This is a genomic window from Nocardia canadensis, from assembly GCF_032656385.1.
Classification (GTDB): domain Bacteria; phylum Actinomycetota; class Actinomycetes; order Mycobacteriales; family Mycobacteriaceae; genus Nocardia; species Nocardia canadensis.
In genome coordinates this window covers 287,948-305,210 of record NZ_JAVCWB010000002.1, presented here as the reverse complement: position 1 = coordinate 305,210, position 17,263 = coordinate 287,948, and the positions used below count along the sequence as shown (strand labels likewise).

Annotated in this window: 23 protein-coding genes; 9 read left to right on the top strand and 14 right to left on the bottom strand. The window is 69.9% G+C overall.

Translation table 11 applies throughout. The features are described from left to right. Positions 1-4 precede the first annotated feature (4 nt). The 5 genes from rlmB to carD form a co-directional block, all read right to left on the bottom strand. Positions 5-988 (bottom strand): 23S rRNA (guanosine(2251)-2'-O)-methyltransferase RlmB, encoded by a 984-nt coding sequence (gene rlmB / locus Q7X29_RS04695; RefSeq protein WP_218720601.1) that lies wholly within the window; start codon positions 986-988, stop codon positions 5-7. Continuing rightward, a complete protein-coding gene (gene cysS / locus Q7X29_RS04690; RefSeq protein WP_218720602.1) occupies positions 988-2,391 on the bottom strand; it encodes a cysteine--tRNA ligase in 1,404 nt (467 codons plus the stop codon). Before cysS ends, rlmB begins: the two co-directional genes overlap by 1 nt. Positions 2,392-2,523: 132 nt before the next feature. Next, positions 2,524-2,991, bottom strand: a complete 468-nt coding sequence (gene ispF, locus Q7X29_RS04685) for a 2-C-methyl-D-erythritol 2,4-cyclodiphosphate synthase (RefSeq protein ID WP_316573387.1) — start codon at positions 2,989-2,991, stop codon at positions 2,524-2,526. Then, on the bottom strand, positions 2,988-3,722 hold the full coding sequence (gene ispD / locus Q7X29_RS04680; protein WP_218720604.1) for a 2-C-methyl-D-erythritol 4-phosphate cytidylyltransferase: 735 nt from the start codon (positions 3,720-3,722) through the stop codon (positions 2,988-2,990). Before ispD ends, ispF begins: the two co-directional genes overlap by 4 nt. A 1-nt stretch (position 3,723) precedes the next feature. Next, positions 3,724-4,212 carry an RNA polymerase-binding transcription factor CarD gene (gene carD / locus Q7X29_RS04675; RefSeq protein WP_019044685.1) on the bottom strand — a complete coding sequence of 163 codons (489 nt, stop codon included), beginning with the start codon at positions 4,210-4,212 and terminating at the stop codon, positions 3,724-3,726. 352 nt (positions 4,213-4,564) lie between these two features. Between carD and Q7X29_RS04670 the strand changes: the two genes are divergently transcribed. Together Q7X29_RS04670 and radA are read left to right on the top strand one after the other, a co-directional pair. Then, positions 4,565-5,290 (top strand): hypothetical protein, encoded by a 726-nt coding sequence (locus Q7X29_RS04670; protein ID WP_316573386.1) that lies wholly within the window; start codon positions 4,565-4,567, stop codon positions 5,288-5,290. Between the two features lie 79 nt (positions 5,291-5,369). Next, positions 5,370-6,770, top strand: coding sequence for a DNA repair protein RadA (radA, locus tag Q7X29_RS04665; RefSeq protein WP_218720605.1), 1,401 nt, complete (start codon positions 5,370-5,372; stop codon positions 6,768-6,770). 155 nt (positions 6,771-6,925) lie between these two features. Here radA and Q7X29_RS04660 read toward each other — a convergent pair whose 3' ends face one another. Continuing rightward, entirely contained in the window at positions 6,926-7,606 is a 681-nt protein-coding gene (locus tag Q7X29_RS04660; protein ID WP_316573385.1) for a hypothetical protein, read from the bottom strand. A gap of 82 nt (positions 7,607-7,688) precedes the next feature. Next, on the bottom strand, positions 7,689-8,312 hold the full coding sequence (locus Q7X29_RS04655) for a carbonic anhydrase (protein WP_218720607.1): 624 nt from the start codon (positions 8,310-8,312) through the stop codon (positions 7,689-7,691). 90 nt (positions 8,313-8,402) lie between these two features. On the opposite strand from Q7X29_RS04655, the gene Q7X29_RS04650 reads away from it, so the two are divergent. Continuing rightward, a complete protein-coding gene (locus tag Q7X29_RS04650; protein WP_218720608.1) occupies positions 8,403-9,281 on the top strand; it encodes an HhH-GPD family protein in 879 nt (292 codons plus the stop codon). Here Q7X29_RS04650 and Q7X29_RS04645 read toward each other — a convergent pair. Beyond that, on the bottom strand, positions 9,278-10,021 hold the full coding sequence (locus Q7X29_RS04645) for an alpha/beta fold hydrolase (RefSeq protein ID WP_316573384.1): 744 nt from the start codon (positions 10,019-10,021) through the stop codon (positions 9,278-9,280). The genes Q7X29_RS04650 and Q7X29_RS04645 overlap by 4 nt on opposite strands. A 55-nt stretch (positions 10,022-10,076) precedes the next feature. Here Q7X29_RS04645 and Q7X29_RS04640 point away from each other — a divergent pair, with 55 nt between their 5' ends. The 4 genes from Q7X29_RS04640 to Q7X29_RS04625 all read left to right on the top strand — a co-directional run bounded on the left by Q7X29_RS04640 (position 10,077) and on the right by Q7X29_RS04625 (position 12,100). Beyond that, positions 10,077-10,400 carry an antibiotic biosynthesis monooxygenase family protein gene (locus tag Q7X29_RS04640; RefSeq protein ID WP_218720610.1) on the top strand — a complete coding sequence of 108 codons (324 nt, stop codon included), beginning with the start codon at positions 10,077-10,079 and terminating at the stop codon, positions 10,398-10,400. Between the two features lie 225 nt (positions 10,401-10,625). Then, positions 10,626-10,826, top strand: coding sequence for a CbtB domain-containing protein (locus Q7X29_RS04635; protein WP_019044677.1), 201 nt, complete (start codon positions 10,626-10,628; stop codon positions 10,824-10,826). Beyond that, positions 10,817-11,605 (top strand): CbtA family protein, encoded by a 789-nt coding sequence (locus tag Q7X29_RS04630; protein ID WP_316573383.1) that lies wholly within the window; start codon positions 10,817-10,819, stop codon positions 11,603-11,605. The genes Q7X29_RS04635 and Q7X29_RS04630 overlap by 10 nt, the downstream gene beginning before the upstream one ends. A gap of 36 nt (positions 11,606-11,641) precedes the next feature. Next, positions 11,642-12,100, top strand: coding sequence for a hypothetical protein (locus Q7X29_RS04625; RefSeq protein WP_316573382.1), 459 nt, complete (start codon positions 11,642-11,644; stop codon positions 12,098-12,100). A 57-nt stretch (positions 12,101-12,157) separates the two neighbouring features. Here Q7X29_RS04625 and Q7X29_RS04620 read toward each other — a convergent pair whose 3' ends face one another. The 4 genes from Q7X29_RS04620 to Q7X29_RS04605 form a co-directional block, all read right to left on the bottom strand. Continuing rightward, positions 12,158-12,595 carry an OsmC family peroxiredoxin gene (locus Q7X29_RS04620; protein WP_218720613.1) on the bottom strand — a complete coding sequence of 146 codons (438 nt, stop codon included), beginning with the start codon at positions 12,593-12,595 and terminating at the stop codon, positions 12,158-12,160. Between the two features lie 82 nt (positions 12,596-12,677). Further along, a complete protein-coding gene (locus tag Q7X29_RS04615; protein ID WP_255588351.1) occupies positions 12,678-13,124 on the bottom strand; it encodes an SRPBCC family protein in 447 nt (148 codons plus the stop codon). Between the two features lie 55 nt (positions 13,125-13,179). Continuing rightward, the gene (locus Q7X29_RS04610; protein WP_189029701.1) at positions 13,180-13,500 is read right to left on the bottom strand and encodes a DMT family transporter; all 321 of its coding nucleotides are present in this window, start codon (positions 13,498-13,500) and stop codon (positions 13,180-13,182) included. Continuing rightward, on the bottom strand, positions 13,497-14,150 hold the full coding sequence (locus Q7X29_RS04605) for an FMN-dependent NADH-azoreductase (RefSeq protein WP_218720614.1): 654 nt from the start codon (positions 14,148-14,150) through the stop codon (positions 13,497-13,499). Before Q7X29_RS04605 ends, Q7X29_RS04610 begins: the two co-directional genes overlap by 4 nt. Positions 14,151-14,259: 109 nt before the next feature. On the opposite strand from Q7X29_RS04605, the gene Q7X29_RS04600 reads away from it, so the two are divergent. Beyond that, positions 14,260-14,868, top strand: a complete 609-nt coding sequence (locus tag Q7X29_RS04600; RefSeq protein WP_218720615.1) for a TetR/AcrR family transcriptional regulator — start codon at positions 14,260-14,262, stop codon at positions 14,866-14,868. Positions 14,869-14,899: 31 nt separating this feature from the next. Beyond that, entirely contained in the window at positions 14,900-15,382 is a 483-nt protein-coding gene (locus Q7X29_RS04595; protein WP_218720616.1) for a DUF4240 domain-containing protein, read from the top strand. Between the two features lie 3 nt (positions 15,383-15,385). Here Q7X29_RS04595 and Q7X29_RS04590 read toward each other — a convergent pair whose 3' ends face one another. Both Q7X29_RS04590 and Q7X29_RS04585 read right to left on the bottom strand, forming a co-directional pair. Further along, positions 15,386-16,246 (bottom strand): ABC transporter permease, encoded by an 861-nt coding sequence (locus Q7X29_RS04590; protein ID WP_316573381.1) that lies wholly within the window; start codon positions 16,244-16,246, stop codon positions 15,386-15,388. Next, complete coding sequence (locus Q7X29_RS04585) at positions 16,243-17,136, bottom strand: ABC transporter ATP-binding protein (RefSeq protein ID WP_218720618.1); 894 nt, start codon at positions 17,134-17,136, stop codon at positions 16,243-16,245. The genes Q7X29_RS04590 and Q7X29_RS04585 overlap by 4 nt, the downstream gene beginning before the upstream one ends. Positions 17,137-17,263: the final 127 nt, after the last annotated feature.

The following is a 17,263-nucleotide window of genomic DNA, read 5'->3' as shown; positions in this document are numbered from 1 at the left end:
CTACTCAGCCCAGACGGCGCTGCCTGGCGATGTCGGCCAGGACCACACCGGCGGCGACCGAGGCGTTGAGCGACTCGACCGGACCGGCCATCGGGATGCTCAGGATCGAGTCACAGTTCTCGCGCACCAGCCGCGACAGGCCCTTGCCTTCGGACCCGACGACGACCACGGTCGGCACGCTGCCGTCGAACTCGTCGAGCGGGGTGTCACCGCCTGCGTCGAGGCCGACGATCTGGAATCCCTGCGACGCCCAGTCCTTCAGCGTGCGGGTCAGGTTGGTCGCCCTGGCGACGGGCAGGCGCGCCGCCGCACCCGCGCTGGTCCGCCACGCCACCGCGGTGACACTGGCGCTGCGCCGCTGCGGGATGACCACGCCCTGACCGCCGAACGCGGCGACCGAGCGGATGACCGCGCCGAGATTGCGCGGATCGGAGATGTTGTCCAGCGCGACCAGCAGACCCGGCTCGCCGGAGACCTTCACCCGATCCATCAGGTCGTCGGGGTGGGCGTAGCGGTACGGCGGCACCTGCAGGGCCACGCCCTGGTGCAAACCGTTGGCGCTGAGCCGATCCAGGTCGGTGCGCGGCACCTCCAGGATCGAGATGCCCATGTCGGCGGCACGCTGCACGCTCTCGGAGAGCCGGTCGTCGTTCTCGGTGCCGACGGCCACGTAGAGCGCGGTCGCGGGCACCTCGGCACGCAGACACTCGAGCACCGGGTTGCGGCCGAGCACCAGCTCGGGGCCGTCGTCGGACTTGCGGCCCGCGCGGGGCACACCGCCCTTGCCGGTCGGACGGGACTGCGCCGCTTTGGCTTTGGCGGCGGCCGCGGCGCGCTTGGCGGCGGGATGCTTGGTGCGGGCCTCGGCGGGCGGCGTCGCGCCCCGGCCCTCCAGGCCGCGACGGCGCTTGCCGCCGGAACCGACGACGGCACCCTTCTTGGTGCCGCCCTTCCTGATCGCTCCGCGTCGCTGTGAATTGCCTGCCATCAGTTCGCCTTTCCGCTAGCTGCGCCCAGCGACCATTCCGGCCCCTGCGGGGTATCGGTGACCTCGATACCCGCTGCGACGAGCCGATCCCGTGCGGCATCGGCTTCTGCCCAGTTCTTCTCCGCCCGCGCGCTCGCCCGGCGATCCAGCTCGGAGCGGACCAGCACATCGAGCGCGTCCAGTGCCGCCGAGTTGTCGGCCGGGGTGTACCAGTGCGGATCGAGCGGGTCGACGCCGAGGATGCCCAGCATCGCCCGGACCTGACCGGCCAGCTCGGCCGCGGTCTCCACCGCGCCCGCCTCCAACGCGCGATTACCCTCGTGCACCACGTGGTGAATTTCGGCGAGCGCCTTCGGAATCGCCAGATCGTCGTCGATCGCGGCGGCGAATCCGTCGGTCCATTTACCGATCGGGACCTCGCCGACCCGATCGAGCACACGATGCACGAATGCCTCGATGCGCTGATACGAGGCGACCGCGTCGTCGAGCGCTTTGTCCGAATATTCGAGCATCGAGCGGTAATGCGCGCTGCCCAGATAGAAACGCAATTCCACCGGCCGGACCCGGCTGAGCACATTGGGCACCGAGAGCACATTGCCGAGCGACTTCGACATCTTCTCCCCGCTCATCGTCACCCAGCCGTTGTGCAGCCAGTAACGGGCGAAACCGTCACCGGCCGCCTTGGACTGAGCGATCTCGTTCTCGTGGTGCGGGAAAATCAAATCCATTCCACCGCAGTGGATATCGAATTCGGGACCCAGATAGAACTCGGCCATCGCCGAGCATTCCAGGTGCCAGCCGGGACGGCCGGGGCCCCACGGCGACGGCCAGCTCGGCTCGCCCGGCTTGGCCGACTTCCACAGCGTGAAATCGCGCGGATCGCGCTTGCCGCGGGTCGGGGTCTCGCCCTGGTGCACGTCGTCGAGTTTGTGGCCGGACAGCTCGCCGTAGTTCGGCCAGCTCAGCACGTCGAAGTAGACGTCACCGTCGGCGGCGTAGGCGTGACCGCGCTCGATCAGCCGTTCCATCAGCCCGACCATCTGGGTGATGTGGCCGGTGGCGCGCGGCTCGGCCGAGGGCGGCAGCACGCCGAGCACCTCGTAGGCCGCGTCGAAAGCGCGCTCGTGCGTGGCGGCCCATTCCCACCACGGCCTGCCCGCCTCGGCGGCCTTGTTCAGGATCTTGTCGTCGATATCGGTGACATTGCGGATGAACCAGACGTCGTAGTCGTGCGCGAGCAGCCAGCGGCGCAGCACGTCGAACGCGACGCCGCTGCGCACGTGCCCGATATGGGGCTGACCCTGCACGGTGGCCCCACACAGATACACCGAAGCACGGCCGGGGACCAGCGGGGTGAATTCCCGCAGGGTCCGCGTGTCGGTGTCAAAAAGGCGCAAGGTCACGGCATTCGATCCTAGTCGGTGGGATGGTGGTGGAGATGACCGGCCGGTTCGTGGCTCGCCGTGATTGTCCGACGGCCGGACGAAGCGGCGAGAACGCGTGGTGCGGCAGGAAATCTTCGGGGCCCGTGCGGGCTACGAACATGCCGTGATCAGGCAGGTGGCGATGGCCGCGATGCCCTCGCCGCGGCCGGTCAGCCCGAGACCGTCCGTGGTGGTGCCCGAAACCGAGACCGGCGCGTCGAGCAGTTCGCCGAGCACTTTCTGGGCCTCGGCGCGACGAGGGCCGATCTTCGGGCGATTGCCGATGACCTGCACCGCGGCGTTGACGACCGTGAAGCCCTCCTCGGTCAGCAGCCTGCGGACCTCGGCGAGCATGGCGGCGCCGGTGACCCCGGCCCATTCGGGACGGCCGACCCCGAACACCGCGCCGACGTCGCCCAGACCGGCGGCCGAGAGCAGCGCGTCGCAGAGCGCGTGCGCGGCGACGTCGCCGTCAGAGTGCCCGGCGCAGCCGTCGGCGTCGGGGAACAGCAGACCGGCCATCCAGCAGGGACGACCGGACTCGATGGGGTGCACATCGCTGCCGATGCCGACTCTCATCGCGCGACCGCCTGCTCGGCGGGCCGAGGAACGTCGGCGGCGCGATCGGCGCGCAACGCGTCGGCCAGGCGCAGGTCGAGCGGGGTGGTGATCTTGAAGGCGAGCGGGTCGCCTGCGACGGTGCGCACGGCGACGCCGAGGCGTTCGACCAGGCCGGCGTCGTCGGTCGCGCCGACCTCGGTGGCGTACGCCTCGCGCAGCAGGTCGGCGGCGAAGCCCTGGGGAGTCTGGACAGCCCGCAGGTGGGCGCGCTCGGGGGTGCCGGTGACCACGCCCGCGTCGTCGACCGATTTCACGGTGTCGACGACCGGCAGGGCGGGCACGACGGCGGGACTGCCCGCCTGCAGCTCGGCGGCCACTCGCGCGATCAGCTCCGGTGGAGTGAGCGCGCGAGCGGCATCGTGCACGAGATAGAACGCGGCATCGGGCGCGGCCGCGATCCCGGCGCGCACCGAATCGGTGCGCTCGGCGCCGCCAACGACGACCTGCACCGGCACAGGGGGCATCGAACCGCCGGTCAGCGAGGTGGTTGACAGCAGAGCGGACGCGGCTTCGACCAGCTCGGCGGGCACGACCACGACGACCCGGTGCACCGCACCGGACGCGATCAGCCCGTCGACGGCCAGCCGGACCATAGGTGTGCCGCCGACCGGGACGAACGCCTTCGGGGTGGATTCACCCAGGCGCACGCCACGACCGGCGGCAGGGACCAGTGCTACGACAGGTCGCACTCTAGGAAGCCGCGGCGAGGACCTCGTCGAGCAGCGATTCGGCCTTGCCGTCGTCGGTGCCCTCGGCGAGCGCGAGCTCACCGACGAGGATCTGGCGAGCCTTGGCCAGCATCCGCTTCTCACCGGCGGACAGGCCGCGATCCTGCTCACGACGCCACAGGTCGCGCACGACCTCGGCCACCTTGTTCACATCGCCCGAGGCGAGCTTCTCGAGGTTGGCCTTGTAACGGCGGGACCAGTTGGTCGGCTCCTCCGTGTGTGGCGCGCGCAGCACCTGGAAGACGCGGTCGAGACCCTCCTGGCCGACGACGTCACGGACGCCGACATATTCGGCGTTCTCCGCGGGAACCCGAACGGTCAGGTCGCCTTGCGCGACCTTCAGGACCAGATACTCTTTCTGCACACCCTTGATGGTGCGGGTCTCGATTGCTTCGATCAGCGCCGCTCCGTGGTGGGGGTAAACGACGGTGTCTCCGACCTTAAAAATCATGTGTCCCGTGCCCCTTTCGATGTTCACAGTTTAACATGCGACTCGATAACGGCGCGATCAACTGTGCAGGTCAGGGCCACAACGAGGCCATCGTAGGGGTTGACAACGCGGAATTGGTGTGCATTGTGTTGCGCCAGAACGGGTTAACCACCAGCACAGCGAGCCGTATCCGCGTCGCACTCCCCCGGCACCACTCCGGCAACCCGGCGCGAGACACCGAACTGTTACTTCCGCGCCCGCGCGTCGCGAGCCCGGACGCCACGCGCGCGAAGCGAACTACTACGCTGCCTAGTTACTACCCTCCGATCCGCTGTGTGGACGGAGTGAGCCCGGTCGACATGGAGGACAAACCGTGACTGCCCTGAAAGCTGTGACCGCCCCGTCGGCGCGACGTCGCATGGCGACGGTTGCCGCGCTCGCCGCTGCCGCGGGTATCGCCCTGAGCGGCTGCAGTGCCGGCCAGCACACCCAGACCTCGTCGCAGGCCGCCGCGATCAACGGCAACCACGCGGACGTGGGCCCGATCTCCCTGCGCAACGTGCACATCATCTACCCGGCTTCCCCGGCCGAGCACGACAAGGGCGGCAAGGCCGTGATCGCGCTGTCGATCATCAACGGCAGCGAGACCGTCACCGACGAGCTGACCAGCGTCACCACCGACCTGGGCACCGTCAAGCTCACCGGCCCGGCGGGCGACCCCAAGTTCGTGCTGAAGCCGCAGCAGATCGTCGTCGCCGGCCCGGTCAAGGTCACCGGTGACGCGCAGGGCGACGATCACCACGGCGCCAGCCCGACCACCTCCGCCGCGCCGACCACGTCCGCGGCCCCGACCACCTCCGCGGCCCCGACCACGTCCGCGGCCGGTCAGGACGTCCCCTCGATCGATCCCGAGGCCAAGCCCGGCACGATCGAGATCACCGGCCTGAGCAAGCAGATCTACCCGGGCCTGACCTACAACGTCACCTTCAACTTCAAGGACGCGGGCACCGTGCAGGTGTCGGTCCCGGTCGACGCCGCCGAGGTCGACCGCGTCGAGAACGAGAAGTCCGGCCCGGCCCCCGAGGGCGCCGGTCACTGAGACCAGGCCGAACAGAAAGCCGTCGCGGTGGTCCGCGGCGGCTTTTCTTTTTGTCGGAGCCGGTCCGTAGGGTGCGCGTGTGGCCAAGACCAAAGCAGTCTTCCGGTGCACCGCGTGCTCGCACGAGGTGTCCAAATGGGTGGGTAAGTGCCCGGATTGCGGCGCCTGGGGGACGGTGAACGAGGTGGCGGTCTCCGCGGCCGCCGCGGCGCCGGGCAGGCGGGCGATGCTGCCGAGCACGGCGGCGGCGCCACTGTCACAGATCGACGCCAAGGTCACCCAGGCCCGCTCGACCGGGGTCAGCGAGCTGGATCGGGTGCTCGGCGGCGGTGTGGTGCCCGGGTCGGTGGTGCTGCTCTCGGGCGAACCGGGCGTCGGCAAGTCGACCCTGCTACTCGAGGTCGCGCACCGGTGGGCCGCCCAGCGCGACGAGACCTCGCTGTACGTGACGGCCGAGGAGTCCGCCGGGCAGGTGCGGCTGCGCGCCGATCGCACCGGCGCGGTGCACGACCGGGTGTATCTGGCCGCCGAATCGGACCTGTCGATCGTGCTCGGGCACGTGGAACAGGTGCGGCCGACGCTGCTGGTGGTCGACTCGGTGCAGACGATGCTGGCGCCCGAGGTGGACGGCGTGATCGGCGGTGTCACCCAGGTCCGCGCGGTGACCGCGGCGCTGACCTCGCTGGCCAAGGCCACCGGAATCGCGGTGCTGCTGGTCGGCCACGTCACCAAGGACGGCAATGTCGCAGGCCCGCGCACGCTCGAGCATCTGGTCGACGTGGTGCTGCAATTCGAGGGCGACAAGAATTCGACGCTGCGCATGATCCGCGGCATCAAGAATCGTTTCGGCAGCGCCGACGAAGTGGGCTGTTTCGAATTGCACGAGGACGGCATCGCCTGCGTCGACGATCCGTCGGGTCTGTTCCTGCACCACCGCACCGACACCGTCCCCGGCACGGCGGTGACCGTCGCGATGGACGGTAAACGCCCGCTGGTCGCGGAGGTGCAGGGGCTGACCGTCAAGACCGAGATCCCGCAGCCACGGCGCGCGGTGAGCGGCCTGGACTACAACCGCGTCGCCATGGTGCTGGCCGTCCTGCAGAGCCGCGGGCGGGTGTTTCTCGGCAAACACGATGTCTACGCCGCCACCGTCGGCGGCATGCGCCTGATCGAGCCGACCGCCGACCTGGCCATCGCGCTGGCCATCGCCTCCGCCGAGGCGGATATCGCGCTGCCCGCGGGCTGGGTGATCCTCGGTGAGGTCGGGCTGGCGGGCGAGGTCCGCAAGGTCACCGGGCTGGGCCGGCGGCTCGCCGAGGCCGAGCGACTCGGTTTCACCACCGCTCTGGTGCCGCCTGGTTCGGAGAAAACCAAGACCGGTTCGATGCGTATCCACGAGGTCGGCGATCTCCGCTCGGCGCTGCGCTTGGCGCAGCTCCGCAAATCGCGCGCACCCCGGGATCCGGTCCCCGTGGAATAACTCCGGCAAACCCGGGATATGGCCGATATCGGCCATTCCCGTGCCAACAACCATTGACATAGTCGGTGAGCATGCGAAGCCTGCAAATCCACCCGACTTGAACATGTGACTTACAGCGCACCCGCACAATGCCGGACACGCACCGGCGCCGACGGCTAGGTCGCGAGGTTGAACGGCTCGGCGGCGCTGCGCACCGCACCGAGCTGCGCCACCACCATGTAGGCGCCCGCGGGCACCTGGAGGCGATCACCGGCGCAGTTCGGCTGGGACGTCGTCCCGAACCAGGTGCCCTTGTAGGACAGCTGCTCGCCTGCCTTGAGCGTCTTCACTTCCGGCGGTCCATCCGGGTTGCAGTCGTTGCTCGCCCACAGACGGCGCTGCCCGTCGAGGGTGTAGACCAGGAATTGCGGGCCGGGACCGAGATCGCGCGAACACGGCGCCGAGGAGATATTGGTGATGACCGTGCCGAACCCCGGTTGATCACCCACCCGGTACGTCGGCTGGCCGACGGTCACCTTCAGGGCCAGCGACTGATCACTGCACGGCTGTGCCGCGGGCTGATCCGCCGCGGAACTGCTCGCCGCGGCGCTGGAAGTGGCGGCGGCGCTGCTCGACGTCGCGCTGCTCGACTCGGCCGAACTGCTGGTCGACGCCGAACTGCCCGCCGCGGTGGTGGTCGACGTGGCCGCGGCGGTATCGCCGGACGAGTCACCACCGCGCGCCACCATCGTGACGAGCCAGATCACGATCGCGAGCGCGACAATGATGACGCCGATGGCGAGTGCGCGGCGACGCCAGTAGATCTCCGGTGGCAGCGGTCCATTCGGTTCCAGCACGCCTCAACGGTAAGCGCACCGCGCGGAGCCGCGCTCGATGACCTCGGCGTGTCGTGGGGGTGAACCGAACCGATCGCCCGGTTCAGACCACCTCGCCGATGTTCCCGACGACGCGACGCAGGTGCACGCGGCCGTCCTCGAGCTTGTAGGTGACGCTCGCGATCGCGCACTGACCGGTGGCGACGCGCTGGGAGATGATCATCGACCGCTGCATCAGGAGCCTGCTGGTCTCCACGACGTGGCGGGCCTCGAATTCGTCGATCGAGGTGAGGCCCTCGCGACGGCCGACCAGGATCGACGGCGTGACGCGTTCGACCACGCTGCGGATGAATCCGCCGGGGACCTCGCCACCGTCGAGCGCGTCGATGGTGGCCTTCACGGCGCCGCAGCTGTCGTGTCCGAGGACGACGATCAGCGGCACGTCGAGCACCTCGACGCCGTACTCGATCGAGCCGAGCACCGAGCTGTCCACCACGTGACCCGCGGTCCGCACGACGAACATGTCGCCCAGCCCCTGATCGAAGATCAGTTCGGCGGCCACCCGGGAGTCACCGCAGCCGAACAGAATGGCGTGCGGATGCTGGCCGCTGACGAGCTTGGCTCGGTCGGCGGCGCCCTGGCTAGGATGCAGCAGGGTGTCGTTGACGAAGCGTTCATTGCCTTCGCGCAACGACTTCCAGGCGCTTATCGGATTGGAACCAGGCATACCGATCATTGTGCACAGGCCGAGGGTTACCAGCGAGTCCGCCGCGTTACGCGTCGGCAAAGATGGCCTGGCTGAGGCGGAACGGGAACAGTGAGTATCGACGCGGAAGTCTTGGTGGATTGGTTCACCGAAACGGCACGTGACCTGCCGTGGCGCCAGCCGGAGGCAACCGCCTGGCACATCCTGATGAGCGAGATCATGCTGCAGCAGACCCCCGTGGTGCGGGTCGAGCCGATCTGGCGGGAATGGGTGGCGCGGTGGCCGGTGCCCTCGGCGATGGCCGCGTCCTCGCAGGCCGAGGTGCTGCGGGCCTGGGGCAAGCTGGGCTATCCGCGCCGGGCCCTGCGGCTGCACGAGTGCGCGCGAGTGCTGGCCGTCGAGCACGGCGACGTGGTGCCCACCGACGTCGAGGTGCTGCTGAGCCTGCCCGGTATCGGTGACTACACCGCCCGCGCGGTGGCCTGCTTCGCCTACGGTCAGCGCGTCCCGGTGGTCGACACCAATGTCCGCCGGGTGGTCGCGCGGGCCGTGCACGGGCGCGAGCCGGGCAATCCGTCCTCGCGCGATCTCGCCGAAACCGCGGCCCTGCTGCCGATCTCCGTGCCGCGCGCCGCCAAGTTCTCGGCGGCGCTGATGGAGCTGGGCGCGCTGATCTGCACCGCCCGCAACCCCGACTGCGCGAACTGCCCGCTGCCCGCGTGCGCGTGGGTCGACGCGGGCAAGCCCGCCGCCGCGGTGGCCCGCAAGGTGCAGAAGTACGAGGGCACCGATCGGCAGGCACGCGGCAGGCTGCTCGATGTCCTGCGCGACGCGTCGGGGCCGGTGGAGCGGGTTCGCCTCGACCTCGCGTGGACCCGCGACCCCGGCCAGCGGGCGCGGGCACTGGATTCGCTGCTGGTCGACGGCCTGATCGAGCAGACCGAGGACGGCCTGTTCGCGCTGGCCGGCGAAGGCGGGGCGACGGGCTAGCCCACGACGCGGCGCAGGAAGCGGCCGACGAGGTCGCGATAGGCCTCGGGCTGTTCGTCGTGCACCAGGTGCGCGGCCCCCGCGACGACCGCGTACTCCGCGTCCGGGTGGACCTCGGCCATCGTGCGCATCTGCCCCGGCGGGGTGATGGTGTGCTCGCCCTCGATCAGCAGCGTGGGAATTTCCAGCGACTTCCATTCGGTCCAGAAGTCCCTGGTCCCCCACTCCTCGGAGATGGCGCGGAAGGTGTCGACCTCGCCGTGCAGCCGATAGCCGTCGGGTCCCGAGATGAACGCGCGCAGGAAATACGTGCCCGCGACCGGCCCGAAGTAGTCGAGCACCGCCCGCTCGTCGGCGAAGGGCTGCGGCCAGGAGTGGATCAGCTCGGCCCAGTGCGCGGCGGTGCGGCCGGTGAAATCGGGGGCGATGTCCTCGACGACGAGGGCGCGGACCCGCGCGGGGTGGGTGGCGGCGAAGACCCAGCCGTGGATCGCGCCCATCGAATGCCCGACGATCACCATCGGCTCGGTGATCGCGGCCGTGAGCTCGGCGAGATCGGCGACGAACGCCTCGGTGGTGAGCTCGGCGGGTGGCACGCGACCGTGTCCGGCGGCGTCGACGGTGTAGAGGTGGCCGTATTCGCGCAGCCACGGCAGCTGATCGGTCCAGGTGCGCGCGCTGCCCATCAGCCCGTGCAGCAGCAGGATCGGGACGCCGGTCCCGCCTTCGTCGTACAACACCCTGCCGATTGTGCCCCAGACCGGGATGTTTCCCGCGCGGTCGTATTGTCGGCTCATGGCTGTTGTGAAGATCAATGCGATCGAGATCCCCGAAGGTGCCGGCCCGGAGCTGGAGAAGCGGTTCGCCGCCCGCGCGCACGCGGTGGAGAACTCCCCCGGTTTCCTCGGCTTCCAGTTGCTGCGCCCGGTGGCCGGCGACAACCGGTATTTCGTGGTGACGCAATGGGATTCGGAGGAATCCTTCGCCGCGTGGCGCGACGGTCCGGCCCGGGCCGCGCACGCGGGCAGCGGTGGCGAGGGCGAGCGCCCGAAGCCGGTCTCGACCGGTGCGTCGCTGCTCGAGTTCGAGGTCGTCCTCGACGTCCCCGCGAAGGCCTGACATCGGCGTTTCCGCTGGACATGCGGATGCGCGTATTGACGTGGGCGCCTGGCGACTGTCACAGTGCGAGGGAACATACGCGAGGGTGCGCGGTAATTCCGGTGAGAATCCGGAGCGGTCGCGCCACTGTATCCACGTACCGGGTCCCCGGTGCCGGAGAGCCAGACACCGGCACCTTCGCACCACACTTCGACCATGGGACGCGTATCCCTGAGGAGGACCCGAATGGCTATCGCGCATTCACCCAGCCGGTCTACCGGCCTGGACACCCTGGCAACCGTGCTCGTCACGGTCGGTGTCGTTCTGCTTGCACTGCTCGCCCTGTACCTGGTCGGTTTCGATCAGGGGGCCGTCTCGCGTAGCGGGATGTTCCTGCACGAGCTGATGCACGACGGACGTCACCTGCTGGGTGTTCCGTGCCACTGACCGGATCGCTCAAAACCCTGCTGTTACGTGGCCTGCTGGCCGGCTTGATCGCCGGCCTGCTGGCCGCGACAGTGGGCTACTTCGTCGGCGAGCCCCAGGTGGACGCCGCGATCGCCATCGAAGAAGCTGCCGCCGCCCCGGCCGATCATCCGCACGAGGCGGCCGAACCCCAGGGCCATTCGCACGGCGACGAGGAAGAACCGCTGGTCAGCCGGAACGGTCAGAAGGCGGGTCAGTTCCTCGCCCTCGGCCTGGCCGGGATGGCGTTCGGCGCGTTGTTCGCCGCGGCCGTCAACGTCGCCCGCCGGTTCACCACGCTGTCGGGAGTCGCGTTGTCGCTGGCCTCGGCGGGATTCGCGTGGGCCGCGATCGTCGCGGTGCCGTTCTTCAAATATCCGGCCAACCCACCGGCGGTGGGCGATCCGGAGACCATCAACGACCGCACCTGGCTGTGGGTCGCCGCCGTCGTGCTCGGCCTGCTCGCCGTCGCGGCGTCGGTCGCCGCGTACCGGGCGCTGGCCGGACAGCTGGACACGCTCCGGCTGATCGCGGGCGTGCTCGCGTTCGTGCTGGTCACCACGGTCGGCTACGTGCTGCTGCCGGGCGTGAACGAGGTGGCCGACGACTTCCCCGCGACGCTGCTGTGGCGGTTCCGGGTGGCGTCACTGGCCGAGACCACCACGCTGTGGGTCTCGCTCGGTCTGGCGTTCGCCGCGCTGACCGAATTCGCTTCGCGGCGTAGCACTCCGGTAGCAGAGCGGGTCGCTACCGCAGGGTGATCCTCGCGGGTATCGCGTGAAGGCAGTGTCGGTGACATGACCGGCACTGCCTTTTCCGTTTTCGTTTCCGACTCCCGGCCGCGCGCGGTGAGTGTCGCGTTCGGCGGTCTCGTCACCGCGCTCGCCGCCGGCGCCGCCGAAGGACTGCTGCGCGCCGTGCGTGGCGGGGGTGAGTTCGCGGCGACCGCGTCGGGGCTGCTGCCGCGGCTGGCGATCTATCTCGTCGTCGCGGCGGTAGCGCTGTACATGGTGCACGGCAGTCGCGTCGCGCGGGCGCTGCTCACCGTCGGGATCGGCGTGGTCGGCCTGGTCTCGCTGATCATCGAGCCGCTGGCGGTCCTGCTGTCCACCGACGATTTCGGCGCGCTGTTCGCCGGGCTGTCGCCGTCGTCGGCGGTGCTGGCCGGCTGCCGTACCGTCCACGTCCTGGCGGTGGTTATCGCGATTCCAGCCATGTACACGCCGGCGGCGCACCGCTGGTTCACCCAGCGCTAGCCCCGCGGACGCGCCGGTGGGCGGCATCTGCGTCCCAGATGCCGCCCACCGGGGTGATCAGATCAGTGCGGCGTCCAGCTCGATCTCGGCCACACCCGCGAGGGCCTTGCTGACCGGGCAGCCGTTCTTCGCGGCGGTCGCGGCGGCGGAGAAGCCCTCGGCGTCGAGACCGGCGGCGACGGCGCGCACGGTCAGCTTGATCTTGCTGATCCGGAAGCCACCGGCCGGGTCCGGGCCCAGCGTCACATCGGCGGTGACGTCCAGGCTCTCCGGCGTGCCGCCCGCGTTGGCGATCTCGGCCGACAGCGCCATCGAGTAGCACGACGAATGCGCGGCGCCGATCAGCTCTTCCGGGCTGGTGCCATCGGCGGCGTCGGCCACGCGACGCGGGAAGGTCACGTCGAACTTGCCCACCTCGGAGCTGACCAGTTCGACCTGCCCGGAACCATCCTGCAGTCCGCCTGCCCAGAGGGTGCGTGCGCTACGAGTCGGCATGCCGATCCTTTCGATTCGTTGGGTGTTGCGTCCGATGACGAACCTACTCGGATCCCGGCTCGATCCGGCCCGGGTTCGCGCCTCAGGCGACGGTACCGGTGACTTCGTCGAGGCGTTCGAGCATCTCCGGCCACACCTGCTGGTGCAGGTCGCGGATAGCGGCGGTGGGGAACCCGGAGTGCCGCAGGCGCAGCCGGATACCGCGGGGCTGCTTCAGGAATTCGGCCGCGACCACGGTCTCCACGCCGTCGGTGGCGGCGGTGACCCAGGTGAACTCGACCCGGCGGTTCTGCTCCAGCAGCAGGATGCGGCCGTAGTGCGGATTGCGCTTGTCGGCCGTGCCGGTGTCGAAGTACAGGGGTTCGTTGACGCCGGGCCGTCCGAGCACCGATCCGGGAACCGCCAGCCACAGGTCCAGGCCCTGGGTCCAGGCCGCGTAGAGCAGACTGGGCGAGGCTTTCATCACGCGCTCGACCGTGAGCTCGTGCGGTCGCGCAGACAGATCCGGGGGGCGAACTGGCTGGTCCATCAGCCGACCTTACCGGCTCGGACCGGCCGTTCGCCGCATCGGGTGCGCGACAGCGTCACTCGGGATTGGTGACGCGGGCCAGCACGATCCCGCCCAGGATCAGCGCCAGCGCCAGCATCCGGCCCGCGCTGAGCGGGTCCTTGTGCACGAGGACCCCGAGGCTGATCGCGCCGAGCGCGCCGATCCCGGTGAACACCGCGTACGCGGTGCCCACGGGCAGGGTGTGCATGGCCCGCGAGAGCAGATACACCGCGAGCGATCCGAGCGCGATGCACAGCAGCGTCGGCCCCAGTTTGGTGAAGTTCTCGGTGGGTTTGATGGTCTGCGACCAGATGATCTCGACGAGGCCGGCGAGGCCGAGTACTACCCAGCTCATTTCACGTAATCCTTGGCGAGCAGGCGAACGTCGGTCAGCGCCGCGGCGAGCGAGGCCTCGTGCGCGTCGCGCAGGTGGGCCAGGTTCGGATCCTGGACGGCGTTGGCGAGTTCGGCGTGGACGAACACGGTGTCGGTGACGGCGTAGTGGCCGGCGAAGAAGTCGCGCAGGTAGCGCTCCTGATAGTCGAACGCGGCCTTGGGCGCACCCGGCGAGTAGGCGCCGCCGCGCGCGCTGACCACCACGAACCTGCGCTCCCCCAGTGACATTCGCGGGAAGGTGATCTGGTCGAGCCAGGCCTTGAGCGTGGCCGGAATCGAGTAGTTGTACATCGGGGTGCCGATGAGGATCACGTCGGCGGCGAGCACCTGCGTGAGCAGCGGTTCCACGATCTGCCACGCGGCCTGGGCGGCGGGTGTCACGGCCAGTTCCGGGAGCCGGTCGAGGTCGGTGCTACCCGCGGCGAGGACGGCGTCACAGAGCTCGGTCCAGCCCTCGCCGATGAACGGCGCCGGATCGGTCGCCAGATCGCGGTAGGTGTAGCGGCCGTCCGGCTCCGCGGCGCGCCAGGACTCGACGAATTCCGCGCCGAGCCTGCGGCTGACCGAGTGGGGACGAGCGCTGGCGTCGAGGTGCAGCAGGTGTGTCATGGCCGAGCCTTTCGAGAACTGGACATCATGTCCGCTTGTTGATGTCCCGACCATAGAACACAAGTGGACAGCTTGTCCACATATTCGATTCTGGGCTACAGTCGAGCGCATGGAGCCTCGATCCGACCTGCTCACCGGCGCGGCGCTGGACGCACCGCAGCCCGCCGAGCGCACCGACGCGGCCCGCAACCGGGCCAAGGTGCTGGCGGCGGCCGCCGAACTCTTCGCCACCCGCGACCCGCGCACGGTCACCATGGACGACATCGCCAAGGCGGCGGGCGTCGGCCGCGGCACCCTCTATCGCCGCTACCCCGACCGCACCGCCATCGCCGTCGCCCTGCTCGACGAACACGAGCGCACGCTGCAGGAACACCTCCTGCGTGGCGACCCGCCGCTGGGCCCGGGCGCACCGCCGGCGCAGCGGCTCGCGGCGTTCTATGCCGCGATGATCGAATTGCTCACGGCCCACGCGCATCTCGTCCTCGGAGCCGAGACCGGTGGGGCGCGCTTCGCGACCGGCGCCTACGGGTTCTGGTCGGCGCATGTCCGGGCGCTGCTGGTCGACGCCGGTGTCGCCCACCCGGATTCCCTGGTCGACCCGGTCCTCGCACCGCTGGCCGCCGAGGTCTATCTGCAACAGCGCGAGCGCGGGTTGTCGGCGGCGCAGATCGTCGACGGGCTGAGCGTGCTCGCCCACAAGCTGCTCGACCGGCCCTGAACTGTCGGTCCCTGCGGCTACCGTCACGCGGGTGACGACACTTCCGACCGAAACCGAAGCCGCCCGATTCTGGGCTCTGATCGAAACCGCCTGGGAGCGCGCTGGTTCCGCCGATTCCCGGCGCGCCCTGCTCGACGGCGAGTACGACCACGACCTCCTCGGCCGGTTCATCGATGCCCTGCGCTCGCTGAGCACCGATTTCACCAGCGCCGAACTGACCGCCCTGGATCGCGTCGCCGAGCGGGCGCTCTACGAGATCGACCGCGCCGACATCCAGGCCATCACCGACGGCTCCGACGACGGTTTCCTGTACGCCCGCGGCTTCATCGTCGCCATGGGCCGCGACCACTACGACGCCGTGCGCGCCGACCCGGAGGTCGCCGTGCCCGACGCCGAGTGCGAGGAGCTGTGTTACTTCTTCGCCCACCTGCACGACAAGCTCTACGGTGGATTCCCCGAGACGGATTCGGGCATCTCCCGCGAGTCGGTGTCGAACCCGGTCGGGTGGCCCTGAGCGTCAGGTCAGGTCGCGGCGCGTCATCAGCCAGATCGTGCCGCCGCCGAAGACCAGCACGTACGCGCCGAGCAGGGCCAGTGACTCGCCGCGGCTGAGAATGTCGAGGACACCGGGGGTCGCCGGGCCGCCGACCGTGCGCATCGCGCCCGCCAGCGAACCCGCGGCCGTACCCGGCAGCAGGTCGGTGACCGTCTCGATCGGACCGAAGACGCCCGCCACTCCGCGCAGCAGGTTCTCGACGACGAGCACCCAGATCAGGCCGAGGCCGACGGCGAGCGCCGGACCACGGGCGATCGCGCCGACGAGGGCGCCGGCCAGCGTCCACATGCCCAGGATGGCCGCGCCGGAACCGATGCCGAGCACGGATCGCGTCAGCGTCGGCAGCACCAGCGGTCGGCCCTCGCTCACCGCGATGAGCGAGGCGACACCGAGGTCGACGGCGAACGCCGCGCAGACCAGCGCGACCACCACGACCAGCAGACTCAGCAGCAGCCCACCGATGGCCGCCGGACGGCTCGGGCCCTGGGTGAAGACGGTTTTCCAGGTGCCCCAGCCGTAGCCGCTGCCGACCGCGAGCGCACCGAGCACCAGCATCAGCGCGCCGCCGAACATCGCCATACCCTGGGTGAAGACCTCGGAGACAGCGGCGGGCAAGAGCTGGCCGAGCAGGACGTCGCGGGGCAGGCCGTCGGACATGGCGCCGCCCTCCCCCGAGGTGTAGGCGAGGTAGTTGAACAGGTAGGCGAAGGTCAGGTTCAGCAGGAGCCAGACGCCCAGGACGATCCAGAAGGCGGGCCAGCGACCCAGCCGCACCGCCTCCGCGCGCATGCTCGCCCACAGATCCCTTGTCACACCGGTCATTTCGCGACCTCCACAGCCGTCATCTCGAAGAACACTTCTTCCAGGGATTTCTCGTCGACCCGCAGTTCCAGCAGATCGGCGCCCGCCGCCACCACCGCGCGCGCCACCGCGGGCGCCGTCGCGGCCGTCGTCTCGACCCTGATCCCGTCGACGCTCGCCCGGGCGGGTGCGACGGCGCGGATCGCCGTGAGCGCGCTGTCGGCGGGTTCGGCGCGCACGATCAGCGTTGCGCTGCCCCGCAATTCGGCCACGGTCGACTCCGCGAGCAGCCGGCCGCCGGAGATCACGCCGACCCGATGGCAGATCTCCTGCACCTCGGCGAGCTGATGGCTCGACAGCAGCACGGTGTGCCCGTCGGCGGCCAGATCGACGATGAGCGTGCGCATTTCGGCCAGTCCGGCGGGGTCGAGGCCGTTGGTCGGCTCGTCCAGGATCAGCAGATCGGGGTCGCCGAGCAGGGCCGCGCCGACGCCGAGGCGCTGCTTCATGCCGAGCGAGTAGGTGCGGAAACGGTCGTCGGCGCGGTCGGCCAGGCCCACCCGGGCCAGCGCCCGCTCGACGTCGGCGGCGCGATGGCCCCGGTAGCGGGCGAGCACGCGCAGGTTGTCGCGGCCCGAGAGGTAAGGGTAGAAGCCGGGGCCCTCGATGAGGACCCCGATGCGGCGCAGCACCGCCGGGTCGCCCGGGGCCAGGCCGCGCACCAGGGCGGTGCCCGAGCTGGGCCGGATCAGGCCCGCCAGCATGCGCAGGGTGGTGGTCTTGCCCGCGCCGTTGGGGCCGAGGAAGCCGTAGATCTCCCCCGCGGCGACCCGCATACTCACCGCGTCCACCGCGAGGTGGGCGCCATAGCGTTTGGTCAGCCCGTCGGTGACCACGATCGAATCGTTCATGGGAATCAGAATCCGCGCGACGGGGGTCCTCGGGCATCCGTCGCGCAGCGTCTCCCGCGCTACGCCGCGCGGCCTACCCTCGGCGTCCGCGCCGCTGAATATTCGCCTCGGCGGGCGCCCGAGCGGC

Bases quoted from the DNA above. Each gene is read 5' to 3' on its own strand.
- Q7X29_RS04625 (WP_316573382.1), top strand. From the start codon at position 11,642: ATGACCGGCACTGCCTTTTCCGTTTTCGTTTCCGACTCCCGGCCGCGC.
- Q7X29_RS04620 (WP_218720613.1), bottom strand. From the start codon at position 12,595: ATGCCGACTCGTAGCGCACGCACCCTCTGGGCAGGCGGACTGCAGGAT.
- Q7X29_RS04615 (WP_255588351.1), bottom strand. From the start codon at position 13,124: ATGGACCAGCCAGTTCGCCCCCCGGATCTGTCTGCGCGACCGCACGAG.
- Q7X29_RS04590 (WP_316573381.1), bottom strand. From the start codon at position 16,246: ATGACCGGTGTGACAAGGGATCTGTGGGCGAGCATGCGCGCGGAGGCG.
- Q7X29_RS04610 (WP_189029701.1), bottom strand. From the start codon at position 13,500: ATGAGCTGGGTAGTACTCGGCCTCGCCGGCCTCGTCGAGATCATCTGG.
- Q7X29_RS04640 (WP_218720610.1), top strand. From the start codon at position 10,077: ATGGCTGTTGTGAAGATCAATGCGATCGAGATCCCCGAAGGTGCCGGC.
- Q7X29_RS04600 (WP_218720615.1), top strand. From the start codon at position 14,260: ATGGAGCCTCGATCCGACCTGCTCACCGGCGCGGCGCTGGACGCACCG.
- ispF (WP_316573387.1), bottom strand. From the start codon at position 2,991: ATGAGAGTCGGCATCGGCAGCGATGTGCACCCCATCGAGTCCGGTCGT.
- Q7X29_RS04605 (WP_218720614.1), bottom strand. From the start codon at position 14,150: ATGACACACCTGCTGCACCTCGACGCCAGCGCTCGTCCCCACTCGGTC.
- carD (WP_019044685.1), bottom strand. From the start codon at position 4,212: ATGATTTTTAAGGTCGGAGACACCGTCGTTTACCCCCACCACGGAGCG.
- Q7X29_RS04585 (WP_218720618.1), bottom strand. From the start codon at position 17,136: ATGAACGATTCGATCGTGGTCACCGACGGGCTGACCAAACGCTATGGC.
- Q7X29_RS04635 (WP_019044677.1), top strand. From the start codon at position 10,626: ATGGCTATCGCGCATTCACCCAGCCGGTCTACCGGCCTGGACACCCTG.
- Q7X29_RS04655 (WP_218720607.1), bottom strand. From the start codon at position 8,312: ATGCCTGGTTCCAATCCGATAAGCGCCTGGAAGTCGTTGCGCGAAGGC.
- rlmB (WP_218720601.1), bottom strand. From the start codon at position 988: ATGGCAGGCAATTCACAGCGACGCGGAGCGATCAGGAAGGGCGGCACC.